Source organism: Lelliottia wanjuensis, assembly GCF_030238365.1.
Lineage (GTDB): Bacteria > Pseudomonadota > Gammaproteobacteria > Enterobacterales > Enterobacteriaceae > Enterobacter > Enterobacter wanjuensis.
In genome coordinates, this window is sequence record NZ_JASSOT010000064.1 from 150,255 (window position 1) to 165,577 (window position 15,323).

Annotated in this window: 14 protein-coding genes and 1 other annotated feature; of the genes, 4 read left to right on the forward strand and 10 right to left on the reverse strand. The window is 56.9% G+C overall.

What is annotated here, in order from left to right; genetic code table 11:
• Nucleotides 1-105 precede the first annotated feature (105 nt).
• The gene (gene ushA / locus QQF33_RS17055; RefSeq protein ID WP_282492581.1) at nt 106-1,758 is read right to left on the reverse strand and encodes a bifunctional UDP-sugar hydrolase/5'-nucleotidase UshA; all 1,653 of its coding nucleotides are present in this window, start codon (nt 1,756-1,758) and stop codon (nt 106-108) included.
• Nucleotides 1,759-1,921: 163 nt separating this feature from the next.
• Between ushA and QQF33_RS17060 the strand changes: the two genes are divergently transcribed.
• Nucleotides 1,922-3,142 (forward strand): MFS transporter, encoded by a 1,221-nt coding sequence (locus QQF33_RS17060; protein WP_285150539.1) that lies wholly within the window; start codon nt 1,922-1,924, stop codon nt 3,140-3,142.
• 232 nt (nt 3,143-3,374) lie between these two features.
• Entirely contained in the window at nt 3,375-5,051 is a 1,677-nt protein-coding gene (gene ybaL / locus QQF33_RS17065) for a YbaL family putative K(+) efflux transporter (protein WP_282492583.1), read from the forward strand.
• A gap of 78 nt (nt 5,052-5,129) precedes the next feature.
• Here the strand turns inward: ybaL and QQF33_RS17070 are convergent, their stop codons facing one another.
• The 9 genes from QQF33_RS17070 to QQF33_RS17110 form a co-directional block, all read right to left on the reverse strand.
• Nucleotides 5,130-6,434, reverse strand: coding sequence for an inosine/guanosine kinase (locus QQF33_RS17070; RefSeq protein ID WP_282492584.1), 1,305 nt, complete (start codon nt 6,432-6,434; stop codon nt 5,130-5,132).
• A 62-nt stretch (nt 6,435-6,496) separates the two neighbouring features.
• Nucleotides 6,497-7,459, reverse strand: a complete 963-nt coding sequence (gene hemH, locus QQF33_RS17075; RefSeq protein WP_285153376.1) for a ferrochelatase — start codon at nt 7,457-7,459, stop codon at nt 6,497-6,499.
• Nucleotides 7,460-7,635: 176 nt separating this feature from the next.
• Complete coding sequence (gene adk / locus QQF33_RS17080) at nt 7,636-8,280, reverse strand: adenylate kinase (protein WP_100777364.1); 645 nt, start codon at nt 8,278-8,280, stop codon at nt 7,636-7,638.
• A 193-nt stretch (nt 8,281-8,473) separates the two neighbouring features.
• Nucleotides 8,474-10,348: a molecular chaperone HtpG gene (gene htpG / locus QQF33_RS17085; RefSeq protein WP_282492586.1), complete on the reverse strand. Its 1,875-nt coding sequence runs from the start codon at nt 10,346-10,348 to the stop codon at nt 8,474-8,476.
• 110 nt (nt 10,349-10,458) lie between these two features.
• On the reverse strand, nt 10,459-11,064 hold the full coding sequence (gene recR, locus QQF33_RS17090) for a recombination mediator RecR (RefSeq protein ID WP_282492587.1): 606 nt from the start codon (nt 11,062-11,064) through the stop codon (nt 10,459-10,461).
• On the reverse strand, nt 11,064-11,396 hold the full coding sequence (locus tag QQF33_RS17095) for a YbaB/EbfC family nucleoid-associated protein (protein WP_052283815.1): 333 nt from the start codon (nt 11,394-11,396) through the stop codon (nt 11,064-11,066). Before QQF33_RS17095 ends, recR begins: the two co-directional genes overlap by 1 nt.
• Before the next feature lie 56 nt (nt 11,397-11,452).
• Nucleotides 11,453-13,381: a DNA polymerase III subunit gamma/tau gene (gene dnaX, locus QQF33_RS17100; RefSeq protein WP_282492588.1), complete on the reverse strand. Its 1,929-nt coding sequence runs from the start codon at nt 13,379-13,381 to the stop codon at nt 11,453-11,455.
• Nucleotides 12,059-12,123, reverse strand: a sequence feature (DnaX frameshifting element). (Overlaps the previous gene by 65 nt.)
• A gap of 89 nt (nt 13,382-13,470) precedes the next feature.
• Nucleotides 13,471-14,022: an adenine phosphoribosyltransferase gene (gene apt, locus QQF33_RS17105; RefSeq protein WP_285158294.1), complete on the reverse strand. Its 552-nt coding sequence runs from the start codon at nt 14,020-14,022 to the stop codon at nt 13,471-13,473.
• 153 nt (nt 14,023-14,175) lie between these two features.
• Nucleotides 14,176-14,553 (reverse strand): DUF454 family protein, encoded by a 378-nt coding sequence (locus QQF33_RS17110; protein ID WP_100777368.1) that lies wholly within the window; start codon nt 14,551-14,553, stop codon nt 14,176-14,178.
• A 50-nt stretch (nt 14,554-14,603) separates the two neighbouring features.
• On the opposite strand from QQF33_RS17110, the gene priC reads away from it, so the two are divergent.
• Both priC and rsmS read left to right on the forward strand, forming a co-directional pair.
• A complete protein-coding gene (gene priC / locus QQF33_RS17115; RefSeq protein WP_282492590.1) occupies nt 14,604-15,131 on the forward strand; it encodes a primosomal replication protein N'' in 528 nt (175 codons plus the stop codon).
• 12 nt (nt 15,132-15,143) lie between these two features.
• Nucleotides 15,144-15,299 carry a pleiotropic regulatory protein RsmS gene (gene rsmS / locus QQF33_RS17120; protein ID WP_285145185.1) on the forward strand — a complete coding sequence of 52 codons (156 nt, stop codon included), beginning with the start codon at nt 15,144-15,146 and terminating at the stop codon, nt 15,297-15,299.
• Nucleotides 15,300-15,323 lie beyond the last annotated feature (24 nt).

The window sequence follows — 15,323 nt, forward strand, 5'->3', positions numbered from 1 at the left end:
CACAGGGAGAGGGAGAACAAATTAAAAACGGCAACCTATGGTTGCCGTTTTGCGTTAACCTCGTAGGCCGGGTAAGGCGTAGCCGCCACCCGGCACAACCCCCCGTTACTGCCAGCTCACCTCGCCTTTCGGCTCGTACGCATTCACATCCAGCGGTGAATTCTGCTGAATAAACTGTTTCAGCACTTCGGCGTCGATAAAGCCGGTATTCACGTAGCCCGGTTTGTTGTCGATATGCGGATAGCCATCGCCGCCCGTGGCGTTAAAGCTCAGGGTCGCCATGCGGTAGGTTTTGGATGGGTCAACCGGCTCGCCTTTGATTTTCAGATCGTTGAGCTTACCGTCTTTCGCCACAAAACTGACGTTCGCAAACTGCGGATAGGCTCCCGAGTCCGGTTTCATTTGCGCAACGGCGGTGAGATAGTCGATCACCTCTTTCCCGCTCATGTCCGCGTACACCACAATATTGCCGAACGGCTGAACCTTCAGCACATTTTTGTAGGTGATATCCCCCGCTTCGATGGAATCACGCACACCGCCGCCGCTCATTACCGCAAAGTCGGCGTTAGTGCGCGCCATTTGCGCCGCCAGCAGCAGGCGTCCCATATTGGTCTGCACGAAGCGCACTTTGCTGCGATCGCCTTCAAGGCGGCCATTCACCGTACCGATTTTCACGTCGAGCTGCGCTTTGCCTTTGTTCTGGAACGGCGTCAGGAGCGACAGCATCTGGGCGTTTTCAGCGATTTCTGGGGTGTAAAGTACGCGCTCACTTTTCCCGTCGTCATAGGTGACTTTCTTCTTCAGATTCACCGGGATCAGCTGGTAGCGCACCATTTTCATTTCGCCATTGCGGAATTCAAAGTCTGCGCGTCCGACGTATTTGCCCCACTCGTGGGCCTGAACAATCCAGATCCCATTCTGTCGATCCGGCGCGCACGGCGTGCCCGGCACGTAATCGACCTGTTTTTTGTTCTCGGACGCCATACATACCGGATCTTGTGAGTGACCACCCACAATCATCGCCAGCGCGCCCGCAGGCAGGCTGCGCGCCATCTCCACGTCGCCCGGTGCATTCGAGCCGTGCTCGCCGTTATCGTAGTGTCCCATGTGGGTGGTAGCGATAATCACATCCGGCTTTTCGTTTTGATTCAGCTCCTGAATCACCAGCTTCGCTTCGTCAGCCGGTTTGCGGAATTCGATGTCTGTGAAATATTCCGGGTTGCCGATTTTGGCCGTGTCGTCGGTGGTTAAACCGATGACCGCAATTTTCAGATCGTCGCGTTTGAATAACGCCCAGGGTTTAAACAGGCGCTCGCCGGTGCTTTTCTGATAAATATTGGCGGAGAGGAACGGGAATTTGGACCACTTTTCCTGCTGACGCAGCACGGTTAACGGATTGTCGAACTCGTGGTTGCCGACGGCCATAGCGTCATAGCCGATTAAATTCATGCCGCGGAAATCCGGTTCGGCATCCTGCAAATCGGACTCCGGCACGCCGGTGTTGATGTCGCCGCCTGACAGCAGCAATACGCTCCCGCCCTCGGCTGCCACCTCTTTACGAATGCCGTCCACCAGCGTTTTTTGCGCCGCCAGACCGTATTCACCGTATTCGCTGCGCCAGAAATGGCCGTGATGATCGTTGGTATGCAGAATGGTGATTTTATATGTTTTATCTTTTTCATACGCCTGCGCAGGCTGGCTTGCCAGCGCCCATGCGGCTATCAGCGCCAACGCGACGCCTCGCTTCATCAACTTCATATTCTCGCTCCCTGACCAAAAGACAAACGCAAAAATTACAATGAGTAAGAAGAATAGACAAATATGTTTTCAGAAATGCGACTTTCTTCAAAACTCACACACAGGTATGTTAGCGGGATAATAATGACACCCTGCACTTCTCTTAACAAAAGACGTGGTATTTATGGCAATCAGTGAATCAACTCCGCCTGTTACGGGCACCCCGGCGTCTCCGCCAAAATCGCGCACGGCATTTGGTATTTTAGGTGCCATCAGTCTGTCGCATCTGCTTAACGATATGATTCAGTCGCTGATTCTGGCGATCTATCCGCTCTTGCAATCAGAATTCTCATTAACCTTCGTACAGATCGGGATGATCACCCTGACCTTCCAGATGGCGTCGTCCCTGCTCCAGCCGGTCGTCGGTTACTGGACGGATAAGTATCCGATGCCCTGGTCGCTGCCCATCGGCATGTGCTTTACCCTGAGCGGCCTGGTGCTGCTGGCGCTGGCGGGAAGCTTTGAGATGGTGCTTATCGCCGCCGCGCTGGTCGGGACCGGTTCGTCGGTGTTCCACCCTGAGTCGTCGCGCGTGGCACGTATGGCCTCCGGCGGGCGTCACGGTCTGGCGCAGTCGTTGTTCCAGGTCGGCGGCAACTTTGGCAGCTCCCTCGGTCCGCTACTGGCCGCTGTCATCATTGCGCCTTACGGGAAAGGTAACGTGGCATGGTTTGTTCTGGCAGCGCTGCTGGCCATCGTGGTGCTGATTCAAATCAGCCGCTGGTATGCGGCGCAGCATCGGGTGAATAAGGGCAAACCTAAAGCTGCGATTATCAATCCGCTGCCGCGCAATAAGGTGATCCTGGCCGTGGGCATCCTGTTAGTGCTGATTTTCTCGAAATACTTCTATATGGCGAGCATCAGCAGCTATTACACCTTTTATCTGATGGAAAAATTCGGATTATCGGTACAAAACGCCCAGTTCCACCTGTTTGCCTTCCTGTTTGCGGTGGCGGCGGGAACCGTCATTGGCGGCCCTGTTGGCGATAAAATCGGGCGTAAATATGTGATTTGGGGCTCTATCCTCGGCGTTGCGCCCTTTACGCTTGTTTTACCCTACGCAAGCCTTGAATGGACGGGGATTTTAACCGTGATCATTGGCTTTATCCTCGCCTCCGCGTTTTCAGCCATCCTGGTGTATGCCCAGGAGCTGATGCCGGGCCGTATTGGTATGGTTTCCGGGCTGTTTTTCGGCTTTGCGTTTGGGATGGGAGGCCTTGGAGCGGCTGTGCTGGGGCTGGTCGCGGACCACACCAGCATTTTCCTGGTCTATAAAATCTGTGCTTTCCTGCCACTTCTGGGGATACTGACCATATTCCTGCCTGATTACCGCCATAAGGCGTAGTTTCCCTGCGGTCAAAGTAAACTTTGGCCGCATCTCTCTCCTAGTGCCATAAGGCTTTCCTCTTCATCCCTCCGGTAATTTGTCCTAATCTGCTTTTTTTAACGCTTATTGCTGTTTTATTCAAATTTCAACAATTATTCATAAACATAATGGCCGAAATTGTCATAAACTATTAATCGGCTTTTTGGTTTTTACGCCAAAAATGGAACACCTCACGACGAAAGGAGACGGAATGCATCACGCCACACCGCTTATCACCACCATTGTAGGTGGACTTGTGCTCGCCTTTATCCTTGGCATGATCGCCAACAAATTACGTATTTCTCCTCTCGTGGGCTATTTATTAGCGGGTGTGCTGGCGGGTCCGTTTACGCCAGGTTTTGTGGCGGATACCAAACTGGCTCCTGAACTGGCGGAATTAGGCGTGATTCTGCTGATGTTTGGCGTCGGTCTGCACTTCTCCTTGAAGGATCTGATGGCGGTAAAGCATATCGCCATACCCGGCGCGATCGCCCAGATAGGCGTGGCGACGTTGCTGGGGATGGCGCTTTCCGCTTTGCTTGGCTGGTCGCTGATGACCGGTATTGTATTCGGGCTGTGTCTCTCAACCGCCAGTACCGTGGTGCTGCTGCGCGCGCTTGAGGAGAGACAGCTGATAGACAGCCAGCGCGGGCAGATCGCCATCGGCTGGCTGATTGTTGAAGATCTGGTGATGGTCCTGACGCTGGTCCTGTTGCCTGCCGTCGCCGGGATGGTGGAAAAAGACAACGTCGGCTTTGCCTCGCTGGCGCTGGATATGAGCATTACCATCGGCAAAGTGATCGCCTTTATCGCCATTATGATGGTGGTGGGCCGCCGCCTGGTGCCGTGGATCCTCTCACGCAGCGCCGCCACCGGCTCTCGCGAGCTGTTTACCCTGTCGGTGCTGGCCCTGGCGCTGGGTATCGCCTTCGGCGCTGTTGAGCTGTTTGACGTCTCCTTTGCGCTGGGTGCGTTCTTCGCCGGGATGGTGCTGAACGAATCTGAGCTGAGCCACCGCGCGGCGCACGATACCTTGCCGCTGCGCGATGCGTTCGCGGTCCTGTTCTTCGTCTCCGTCGGTATGCTGTTCGATCCGTTAATCCTGATCGAACAGCCGCTGGCCGTGCTCGGGACGCTGGCGATTATTATCTTCGGTAAATCCGTAGTGGCATTTGGTCTGGTACGCTTGTTCGGCCACTCGCCGCGCACGGCGCTGACCATCGCCGCCAGCCTTGCACAGATTGGTGAATTTGCCTTTATCCTCGCAAGCCTGGGCATGGCGCTGAACCTGCTGCCGCAGGCCGGGCAGAACCTGGTGCTGGCGGGGGCGATCCTCTCCATCATGCTCAACCCGGTGCTGTTTGCGGTGCTCGAAAAATACCTCGATAAAACCGAAACGCTGGAAGAGCAGACCCTGGAAGAAGCTATCGAAGAAGAGAAGCAGATCCCGGTGGATATCTGTAACCACGCCCTGCTGGTCGGTTTTGGCCGCGTGGGGAGCCTGCTCGGCGAGAAGCTGATGGCGCAGGGGATTCCACTGGTGGTGATTGAAACCTCTCGCACCCGGGTGGATGAGCTCCGCGCCCGCGGGATCCGCGCGGTGCTGGGCAATGCAGCGAACGAAGAGATCATGAATCTGGCGCATCTGGACTGTGCGCGCTGGCTGCTGCTGACCATCCCGAACGGTTACGAGGCGGGTGAAATCGTGACCACCGCGCGTGAGAAGTGCCCGAGCATTGAGATCATTGCCCGCGCGCATTATGACGACGAAGTGGAATACATTACCGAACGAGGGGCGAATCAGGTGGTGATGGGCGAGCGCGAGATTGCGAATACCATGATTACACTGATTGAAAAGCCGCCGATTGAAGAGGCGGTGACGGGTTAAAAAAAAAGCCTGCTGGCGCTACGCTTAGCAGGCCTACTTTGAAGCCCCGGTTAGCGTAGCGCCACCGGGGAACCTTCCTCACCGATCCCAGTACGACTCTTCCAGACTGTCTTCCCGCTCCGGCAGGCCACGCGTTAAGCGCGGGGAATGCTGATTCAGCACCTGATAGCTCACGCGATTCGCGTATTTACACACCTGCGCCAGCGACGAATAGGTCAGCCAGCTGAGCTGATGTTTGCTGGAGTTCGGCACGTTGGTCCGGTGATAGGCATTGGCAGTGATGTCGTGCAGCAGAGCGGCCAGCGCACCGTCGCCCGCGCCGTTGGTGTTCATGATCTTCTCCGGGCCGCCCATGTACGGGGCAATGTGGGAGAAAATCCGCAGCGGATTTACGCAATCTTTATGGCGCATCGCGCGGCTGAATTCGTACTGGTTGAACTCGGCAATCGCGCCCGGCAGCAGCGGATGCTGGGTTTTGCGTTTGTTCTCTTCTTCGGTGAATCCGGCCATGAACAGGCCAATCGGTCCGGCGGTACAGAGCACCAGATCGACCCAATCCAGCGCTTTGTTGGACGCCAGCAGCGGATCGCTTTCCCCCGTCAGGGCTTCAGCTTCTTCTTCGTTCATCGCCAGAATCGAGACGTGCTCTTTCAGGAACGCCTGCCACCACTCGGGGTTGTCGGCGATAACAAACTTGGTGCCCAGCGTCAGCACTACCGGCACGTTGTATTTCTTCGCGTACTCCACCGCCTTCATGGTCGCTTCGGGCATCGGTTCGCCGGGCTTGCAGCGCACCAGATAGGAAGTCAGCACCAGCGCGGATGCCCCGGCAATCACCTCTTCCGGAATGCTTTCGGCGCGCAGCTTGTTCATGTGCCCAGGGCTGATGGCAAAGGTGCGCTCGCCGGAGTCGCTGATCAGCGTAAAGCAGCGGCCAATCGCGCCGTCGACGCCTTGCAGGTAGTTCAGATCGGTACGGCTGGAGGTGTTGCAGAGGTAACGGTAGGCGTAGCCACCGATTTCGATATTGCGGCACATCACGCCCAGTAACACGGAGCGGTCATCGGCGAGCACCGAATAGTTGTGCATGGTGTTCCCGATAGTGCCACCCGCAAACTGATGGGTGATCAGGTTTTCGCGCACCAGCTCCTGGTACAGCGCTTCGGCGACATCGTCTTCGATAACCAGCGAATGCCCGGAACTGAGCCCATAACGTGCGACAAACGCATCATCCACTTTTGCTTCGATATCCACCAGCGTCTGATCGATGCCGACCACCCACGCAGCGTTGGTTTCATTGACCGGCTGAATTTGTTGCAGCAGCGGATCGCGGGCGTTGACAGGGAAATAATGCTTTGATTTGCGTTTACCGGGAAATTTCATGTTGAGGGCTGCGAGTGACTATTGGGCCGGAAATGGTAGCACAAACCCGGCCCACTGCGCGATTAGCGGCTTGCAGTCACCAGCGCCGCCATCATCTCGATATGCTCCGGCGAGTCGTTAAGTGCCGGAATATACTCATACTTTGTTCCGCCCGCTTCGAGGAAGAACTCCCGGTTTTGCACCGCGATCTCTTCCAGGGTTTCAAGGCAGTCCGCCGAGAAGCCCGGCGACATCACCTGAACATGCTTCACGCCCTTCTCGCCGAGCATCTTGAGGGTTTCATCGGTGTACGGCGTCAGCCAGGGTTCACGGCCAAAGCGCGACTGGAAGGTCATCATCACTTTCTCCGGCGGCAAGCCGAGGGCAGAAACCAGCTCGCGAGTGGTGTCGCGACAGCGCTGCGGATAATCATCGCCTTCGTCAGCGTAACGCTGTGGGATGCCGTGATAGGAGAGCAGGAGCAGATCCGGCTCGCCGTGTTTGGCAAACGAGGCGCGCGCGCTGCTCACCAGTGCGGAGATGTAGAGTTCGTCTTCGGCATAGTCACGAATAAAGGTCACGCCCGGAATACGGCGACGCGTCGCCAGAATGCGCGCCAGTTCGTCCCAGACAGCAGCGACCGTCGAACAGGAGTATTGCGGGTAAAGGGCCAGCACCACGATGTGGTCCACGTCCTGCGCGAGCAGCGCATCGACCGCGCTCTCGAGCGACGGTTTGCCGTAGCTCATCCCGAGCGCGACGGGCATATCCGGTAAACGGGCGGCCAGCGCTTTTTCCTGACGACGGCTGTAGACCATCAGCGGCGAGCCCTCTTCCATCCACACGGACTGGTAGAGTTTCGCCACGCGGGGGGAACGAATCGGCAGAATGACGCCGCGCAGCAGCGGCCACCACAGCAATCTCGGGGTATCCACGACGCGGGAGTCGCTTAAAAACTGTCGCAGGTAACGTTTCACTGCCGCAGGGGTTGGTGCTTCTGGAGTGCCCAGATTGGCAAGCAGGATGCCGGTTTTCGCCTGACTCATTCACGCCTCTTAACCATTTGAATAGCTAATGATTGTAACTGAAAAGCGGGGAAACGGAACAGATTGCAGAAATAGGTGGGGGTTGGGTTGCCGGATGGCGGCGTAAACGCCTTATCCGGCCTACAGATTTTTTTGTAGGCCGGATAAGCGAAGCGCCATCCGGCACGTACCACAGATTAGCCGAGGATTTTTTCCAGCTCTGCGCGCACGTCAGCGACAGCTTTGGTGCCGTCAACTTTTGCGTATTTGGTGTTGCCAGACTGCGCTTCTTTCGAGTAGTAGCCGATCAGTGGCGCGGTCATCTGATGGTATTCCACCAGGCGTTTACGCACGGTCTCTTCCTGATCGTCTTTACGCGTGGTCAGCTCTTCGCCAGTCACGTCGTCTTTGCCTTCCACTTTCGGTGGATTGAATTTGATGTGGTAAACGCGGCCAGAAGCGGCGTGAACGCGACGACCGATGATGCGGTCAACGATCAGTTCGTCAGGTACGTCGAATTCCAGAACGTAGTCGACGTTGATACCCGCTTCTTTCATGGCGTCAGCCTGCGGAATGGTACGCGGGAAGCCGTCCAGCAGGAAACCGTTGCGGCAATCTTCCTGAGTGATGCGTTCTTTTACCAGCGCGATAACCAGTTCGTCAGTCACCAGTTTGCCTGCGTCCATGATGTCTTTCGCTTGTTTACCCAGCTCAGAGCCAGATTTAACAGCGGCACGCAGCATGTCACCCGTAGAGATTTGCGGAATACCGTATTTCTCCATGATGAACTGAGCCTGAGTTCCTTTACCCGCGCCCGGAGCGCCAAGCAGAATAATACGCATTGCGAAAATCCCCTCAAAAGTTGGTTCAATATTTCAAAAAGCGCTAAACAATACCATCAGAACGGGTATCGCTCAAGGAAGGCGGGACGGCTGAAACGGTTAACGGGGGAGATTATTTGGGATAGTGGGGTCTGGTGCCCTCACCCCGGCCCTCTCCCACGGGAGAGGGAGAAGACCAGGGGAGGCCGGGTGATTACGCCATCAACAGCGCATTCACACGTTTGATGAACAGGTTCGGATCTTCCAGCGTGCCGCGCTCGGCCAGCAGGGACTGATCCAGCAGCAGCTCAACCCACTCGTTAAACTGGGTTTCGTCCTGAGTGTCCGCCGCGCGTTTCACCAGCGGGTGATCCGGGTTCAGTTCAAAGATGTACTTCACTTCCGGAATGGCCTGGCCGGCAGCGGCAAACAGTTTCGCCATCTGGGTGCCCATTTCGTCCGCGTCGGTGGTGACAATCGCCGGGGTGTCGGTCAGACGGTGCGTGAAGCGCACCTCTTTCACGCGATCGCCCAGCAGGGTTTTCACGCGCTCAACGAAGGGCTCCAGCGCTTTTTCTGCTTCTTTTGCCGTTTCGTCCACTTCGTCAGCCAGCTTGTCGATAGACTCGTCAGCTTTAGCCACGGACTGGAAAGATTTACCGTCGAATTCGGTCAGGTAGTTCATCATCCACTCATCGATGCGATCGGAAAGCAGCAGCACTTCGATGCCTTTCTTACGCAGCAGCTCCAGATGCGGGCTGCTCTTCGCGGCAGCATAGCTGTCGGCGGTGATGTAGTAGATCTTCTCCTGCCCTTCTTTCATACGGGACACGTACTCTTCGAGAGACACGGTCTGCTCGGAAGAGTCGGTGTGCGTCGAGGCGAAGCGCAGCAGTTTAGCGATCGCTTCCACGTTTGAAGAATCTTCCGCCGGGCCCTCTTTCAGCACCAGGCCAAACTGTTTCCAGAAGGTCTGATATTTCTCAGCATCGTCTTTCGCCAGTTTCTCCAGCATCTGCAGGGAGCGCTTGGTCAGGGCGTTACGCAGGTTGCGCGTGACGGTGCTGTCCTGCAGGATTTCGCGGGAGACATTCAGCGGCAGATCGTTAGAATCTATCAGGCCACGCACGAAGCGCAGGTAGTTCGGCATGAACTGCTCGGCATCGTCCATGATGAACACGCGCTGCACGTACAGCTTCAGACCGTGCTTATGATCGCGGTTCCACATGTCCCACGGCGCCTGGGCCGGGATGTACAGCAGGCTGGTGTACTCCTGCTTCCCTTCCACGCGGTTGTGGCTCCAGGTCAACGGATCGGTAAAGTCGTGGGCGATGTGCTTGTAGAATTCGTTGTATTCGTCGTCTTTGATTTCAGACTTGTTACGCGTCCACAGGGCCTGCGCCTTGTTGATTTTCTCCCAGGAGACCACGGTTTCACCGTCGACTTCTTCGGTTTTCTCAATTTCAACTGGCAGGGCGATGTGGTCGGAGTATTTGCTGATGATGGAGCGCACGCGCCAGTCATTCAGGAAATCGTCTTCGCCTTCGCGCAGGTGCAGGGTGATCTCGGTCCCGCGATCGGCTTTGGTGATGTCATCCACGGTGTATTCACCTTCACCGTGGGACTCCCAGAACACGCCGTTTTCCGCGCTGTCGCCCGCCGCACGGGTGCGTACGGTGACTTTGTCGGCCACGATAAAGGCCGAGTAGAAGCCTACGCCGAACTGGCCGATCAGCTGGCTGTCTTTCGCCTGATCGGAGCCCATGGATTCGAGGAAGGATTTGGTGCCGGACTTCGCGATGGTCCCGAGGTGATCGATCACCTCGTCGCGGTTCATACCAATGCCGTTATCGGCAATGGTCAGGGTGCGGTTGTCTTTGTCAAAAGAGACGCGCACGCGCAGCTCACCGTCGCCTTCATACAGATCCGGGTTGGACAGCGCGCGAAAACGCAGTTTGTCCGCCGCATCCGAGGCGTTGGAGATAAGCTCACGCAGGAAGATTTCTTTATTGGAATACAGGGAATGGATCATCAGGTGCAGAAGCTGTTTTACTTCTGACTGGAAACCACGGGTTTCTTGTCCTTTCATCTAGATCGACCTCAACAATGCCATTTAATGGGGTTTGAACACGTTGAGAGTGAGATGGGGATAGCGGGAGAGAATTTCAAGCGGAGGCCACGATTGCAGCCTCCGTTTGGTCAGAAAATAAGCTTGTGGCGTCCAGCCAGAGAGTGTGACAGCGTGGTGCCGTCGACCATTTCCAGCTCGCCGCCGACCGGTACGCCGTGGGCGATGCGGCTCGCCTGTACGCCGTACTGCGCGCACAGTTCACCGATGTAGTTCGCGGTCGCTTCGCCTTCCACCGTCGGGTTGGTGGCGAGGATCACTTCGGTCAACGTCTCGGACTCCAGACGCTGCTCGAGGCGATCGAGACCGATATCGTCCGGGCCAATTCCATCCAGCGGAGAGAGATGGCCCATCAGTACGAAATAGCGGCCCGAAAACTGCCCGGTTTGCTCAATGGCGTAGATGTCCGCCGGACTCTCCACCACGCAAATCTGACCGTTTTCCTGACGACGCGGATTCGAACAGATGTTACACACGTCCTGCTCGGTAAAAGTGCGGCAATCCTCACAGTGACCGATTTCTGACATGGCGCGGGTCAGTGCCTGCGCCAGGCGCATCCCGCCGCTGCGGTCGCGCTGTAACAGCGTAAACGCCATGCGCTGGGCTGACTTCGGGCCAACGCCCGGCAGGCAGCGCAGCGCTTCCATTAACTGCGTGAGCAGCGGACTGGTTTGCATCAGAACGGCATCTTAAAGCCTGGCGGCAGCTGCATCCCGGAGGAGACAGAGGCCATTTTCTCTTTCTGGGTTTCGTCGATACGGCGCGCAGCATCGTTAAACGCAGCGGCAACCAGATCTTCCAGCATATCTTTGTCGTCTTCGAGCAGGCTTGGGTCAATTTCCACGCGACGGCAGTTATGCGCGCCGTTGATGGTCACTTTGACCAGACCTGCACCAGATTCGCCAGTGACTTCCAGCTGTGCGATCTCTTCCTGCATTTTCTGCATTTTGTCTTGCATCTGCTGGGCCTGTTTCATCAGGTTACCCAGACCGCCTTTACCACCAAACATAGGCTTCTCTCTTAAGTAGTCACGTTAAGGACAACGACTGTGAGTCAGACTCACGGTCAAATGGGACGGATACTCTCTTCATCCAGATCGGCGTCGAAGAACCGGCGCAGGGTCTGAATGTTGTTATCCGCAATAATCGACTCGCGCGCCTGCGCGAGCTTCTCTTCATAAATTGCCTGACGCCACTCCAGCGGCGTACGCATCGCCGGATTATCATCTTCAATGATAGTCAATTCAACCGGCGCGCCCTGTAATGTGGAGAGCGCCTCCGTCAGCACCTGTTGGGCGCTGGCGGAATTCAGATGACGCTGACCCGGGCGCAGATGCAGGCGGATCTGATTTCCGTCCTGCTCTTTCCAGGCGTTGAGCGCGACCTGCTCGACCAGTTTCGGCAGCTTTAACTGGCTGACTTCAGCGGCCCAGGCGTCACGCTCGAGGGATTCTGCTGCGAGCTTCGCAGAAAGCTCCGGCGTTTTATCGTGCTCCAGCGCCTTTTTCAGCGCTTTCGGCGTCGCCACTTCCACCTTCACTTCTTCGGCGGTGTTGGTCGACTTCCAGCGGTAAGCCTCTTTCTTCGCCGGGGCTTTCTGTTCGAGCGCCGACGGCGACGGGCGCGACTGTACGCGCTCCGTTACCGATGCCAGTCGTTCGAGTGCGGCGTTGTTAACCGGCCGCGCTCTTCCTGGCGCTGCCGGTTCACTCTTTTTTGGTTTGGTTGCTCCCTGCGCACGCTGTAGCTGACTGCGCGCGGCGAGCACCGAACTGGTGGCATCCGGCAGCGGGACGTCCGGCCCAGGCGGTGGCGCAGCGTGCTGCGGCATCGCCGTAGGCGTCATCACCGCGGTCGGTGCGACAGGGGCATAGGACTGGCGCGGCACTTCAGGCTCGGGCAGCGGCATCCGGGGATGGAACGCCAGCGCGCGCAGAAGCGTCATTTCGACGCCCATCCGACGATCCGGTGCGAACGGCAATTCTTTGCGGCCAATCAGCAGCGTCTGGTAATAGAGCTGCACATCAGCCGGTGGAACGGTGCGCGCAAGTTCACGCATGCGCTGTTCGATCATCGCCATGTCTGCGCCAATGGCAGATGGGGAGAGCTGGAGCATCGCCACGCGGTGCAGCAGGGCCAGCATTTCGACCAGCAGCGCTTCCCACTCCACGCCGCGGGAGGCCGCGACGTTCACCAGCGACATGGCGCGTTCGCCGTTGGCTTCAATAATGGCTTCAATCAGCGACAGGGCCTGATCGTCGTCGAGGGTGCCGAGCATGGTGCTCACCGCCTCGGTCGACAGCTGGCCGTCACCGCTGGCGATGGCCTGATCCGTCAGGCTTAAAGCGTCACGCAGACTGCCGTCCGCCGCACGCGCCAGCAGCTGCAGGGCGCGCGGTTCGTGGGCGATCTTCTCTTCATCAAGAATGTGTTCGAGCTGAGTGCGGATCTGATCGACGTCCAGCGCCTTCAGATGGAACTGCAGACAGCGCGACAGGATCGTCACCGGCAGCTTTTGCGGATCGGTGGTCGCCAGCAGGAATTTGACGTGCGATGGCGGCTCTTCCAGCGTTTTCAGCAGGGCGTTAAAACTGTGGCGCGACAGCATGTGGACTTCATCGATCAGATAGACCTTGAAGCGGCCACGCGCCGGGGCGTACTGCACGTTATCCAGCAGATCGCGGGTATCTTCGACCTTAGTGCGCGAGGCGGCATCGATTTCGATCAGATCGACAAAACGCCCCTGCTCGATTTCCCGGCAGTTATCACAGACGCCGCATGGCGTGGCGGTGATCCCGGTTTCGCAGTTCAGGCCTTTAGCCAGCAAACGGGCAATAGAGGTTTTACCGACGCCGCGCGTGCCGGAGAAAAGATACGCGTGATGGATGCGTCCTAGCGATAAACCGTTCGCCAGGGCGGTCAGCACATGTTCCTGGCCGACGACGTCAGCGAAGGTTTGGGGTCGCCACTTTCGGGCTAACACCTGATAACTCATGGGCAGGCTCTGCAACGCTGGAAGGTGGATATTCAGGGGGGTAATGCTAACACAACCTCACCCATTGGGCGAGGTTGCGGGAAGAGGGATTAATGACCCGGGAAAGGGACCAGGCTGTAGCTGGTGATACCCTGTTTTTCCAGGCGCTGTTCGCCGCCGAGATCGAACAGATTGATGATGAAGGCCGCGTCGGTCACTTCTCCACCCAGACGACGGATCAGCTTCACGGTCGCTTCAATCGTACCGCCGGTCGCCAGCAGATCGTCCACCACCAGCACTTTGTCGCCCGGTTTGATGGCATCAACGTGAATTTCCAGCTGATCGGTGCCGTATTCCAGCTCATAGCTCTCGGCAATGGTTTCACGCGGCAGTTTGCGCGGTTTACGTACCGGCACAAAGCCCACGCCCATCGCCAGCGCAACCGGTGCGCCGAACAGGAAGCCACGCGCTTCCGTGCCTACTACTTTGGTGATCCCGGCGTTTTTATAGCGCTGAACCAGCAGTTCAATGCTGAGTGCGTACGCTTTCGGGTCTTCCAGCAAGCTGGTGACATCACGGAAAAGAATGCCAGGTTTTGGATAGTCCTGGATGCTTTTGATGCTGTTTTTCAGAAATTCAAGCTGCTGCGCAGTCGCGGTCATAAATGTATGCCTGGTTAAAAACGGTGTTACTCACGGCGCGCATAACATGTGGTCAAAGTAACAATTGATTAACTTTTGACCAGGCGCACCTGTGCTCGAAAACGGTCGAATTTACTGGCTGCGGGGGATAATTGCAACAGCCATCATTGCCCATCAGTGCTTTTGTTGCTTTTCATCAACGACGGGGATTCGCCACATGAAGAAAAGCAGACAGGAGAGGATCACCAGCAGCAGGATACGCACCCACATCATCTTCACCAGCCATAATGAAATGGCGAAGGTCACGAGGATCACCGCAATCGCGCGAGGCTTTGCGCCGGGCGGCATCGCCCGGTATTGTTGCCAGTGGCGCAGATAGCCGCCAAACCAGGAGCGATAAAGCAGCCACTGGTGAAAACGCGGCGATGAGCGGGCAAAGCACCAGGCCGCCAGCAGAATAAAGGGCGTGGTGGGCAGCAGCGGCAAAACCACGCCAAGCGTACCCAGCACTACCGCGAGCCAGCCAATGATGATTAAAATAGTACGCTTCATAATGCGAATCGTTATCAAACTGAACGGCTACTTTACCACTGGAGAGCGTATTGAAAACAGCCTTGCTTTTAGAGACTCTGCAAAATCAGTTGATCGCCCTGCGCGCGCAGGCATCACCTCTGTTGCAGCATGCGACGCTGAAGCCACGCTTTGACCGGCAGTTGTTTCGTACCCGCAGTACGCTGATAAAAGATTATCTTGATGAAGCCCAGCATAACCTTGATGAGCTTCGTCACGCCGTCGAGAGCCAGCAAACCGAGCAGGTGGCGTGGCTGGCGGAACATCTGGTAGAGCAGATCACCGCCCTGCACCGGGAGATGACCGCCTGGCCGCTGCGCGCGTGGGACACGCCCTCGCCCGGTGCCGCGAAATGGCAGCGCAAACGGCTGGAGCATCAGGATTTTGAACGTCGCCTGTACGCGATGAAAAACGAGCGCGAACAGCAGCTCAAAGGGAGCGAAACCCTGGAAGAGCAGCAGCGTTTGATGCGGGAAATTTCCGCCCTGGAAGGACGACTCACCCGCTGCCGTCAGGCGCTGGATGAGATAGAGCGCGTGATTGCGCGTATGACCCGCTAAATGGAGCTAAACATGTCGCTGGAAAACGCACCCGACGAAGTCAAACTGGCCGTCGATCTGATTATGCTGCTGGAAAATCATGACCTTGCGCCTGAGACGGTGTTGAAAGCGCTGGAAATTGTGCGGCGGGATTTTGAGGGGAAGTTACGTCCTGACTCAGCGCCGTAGTTTCCCCCTCACCCTAACCCTCTC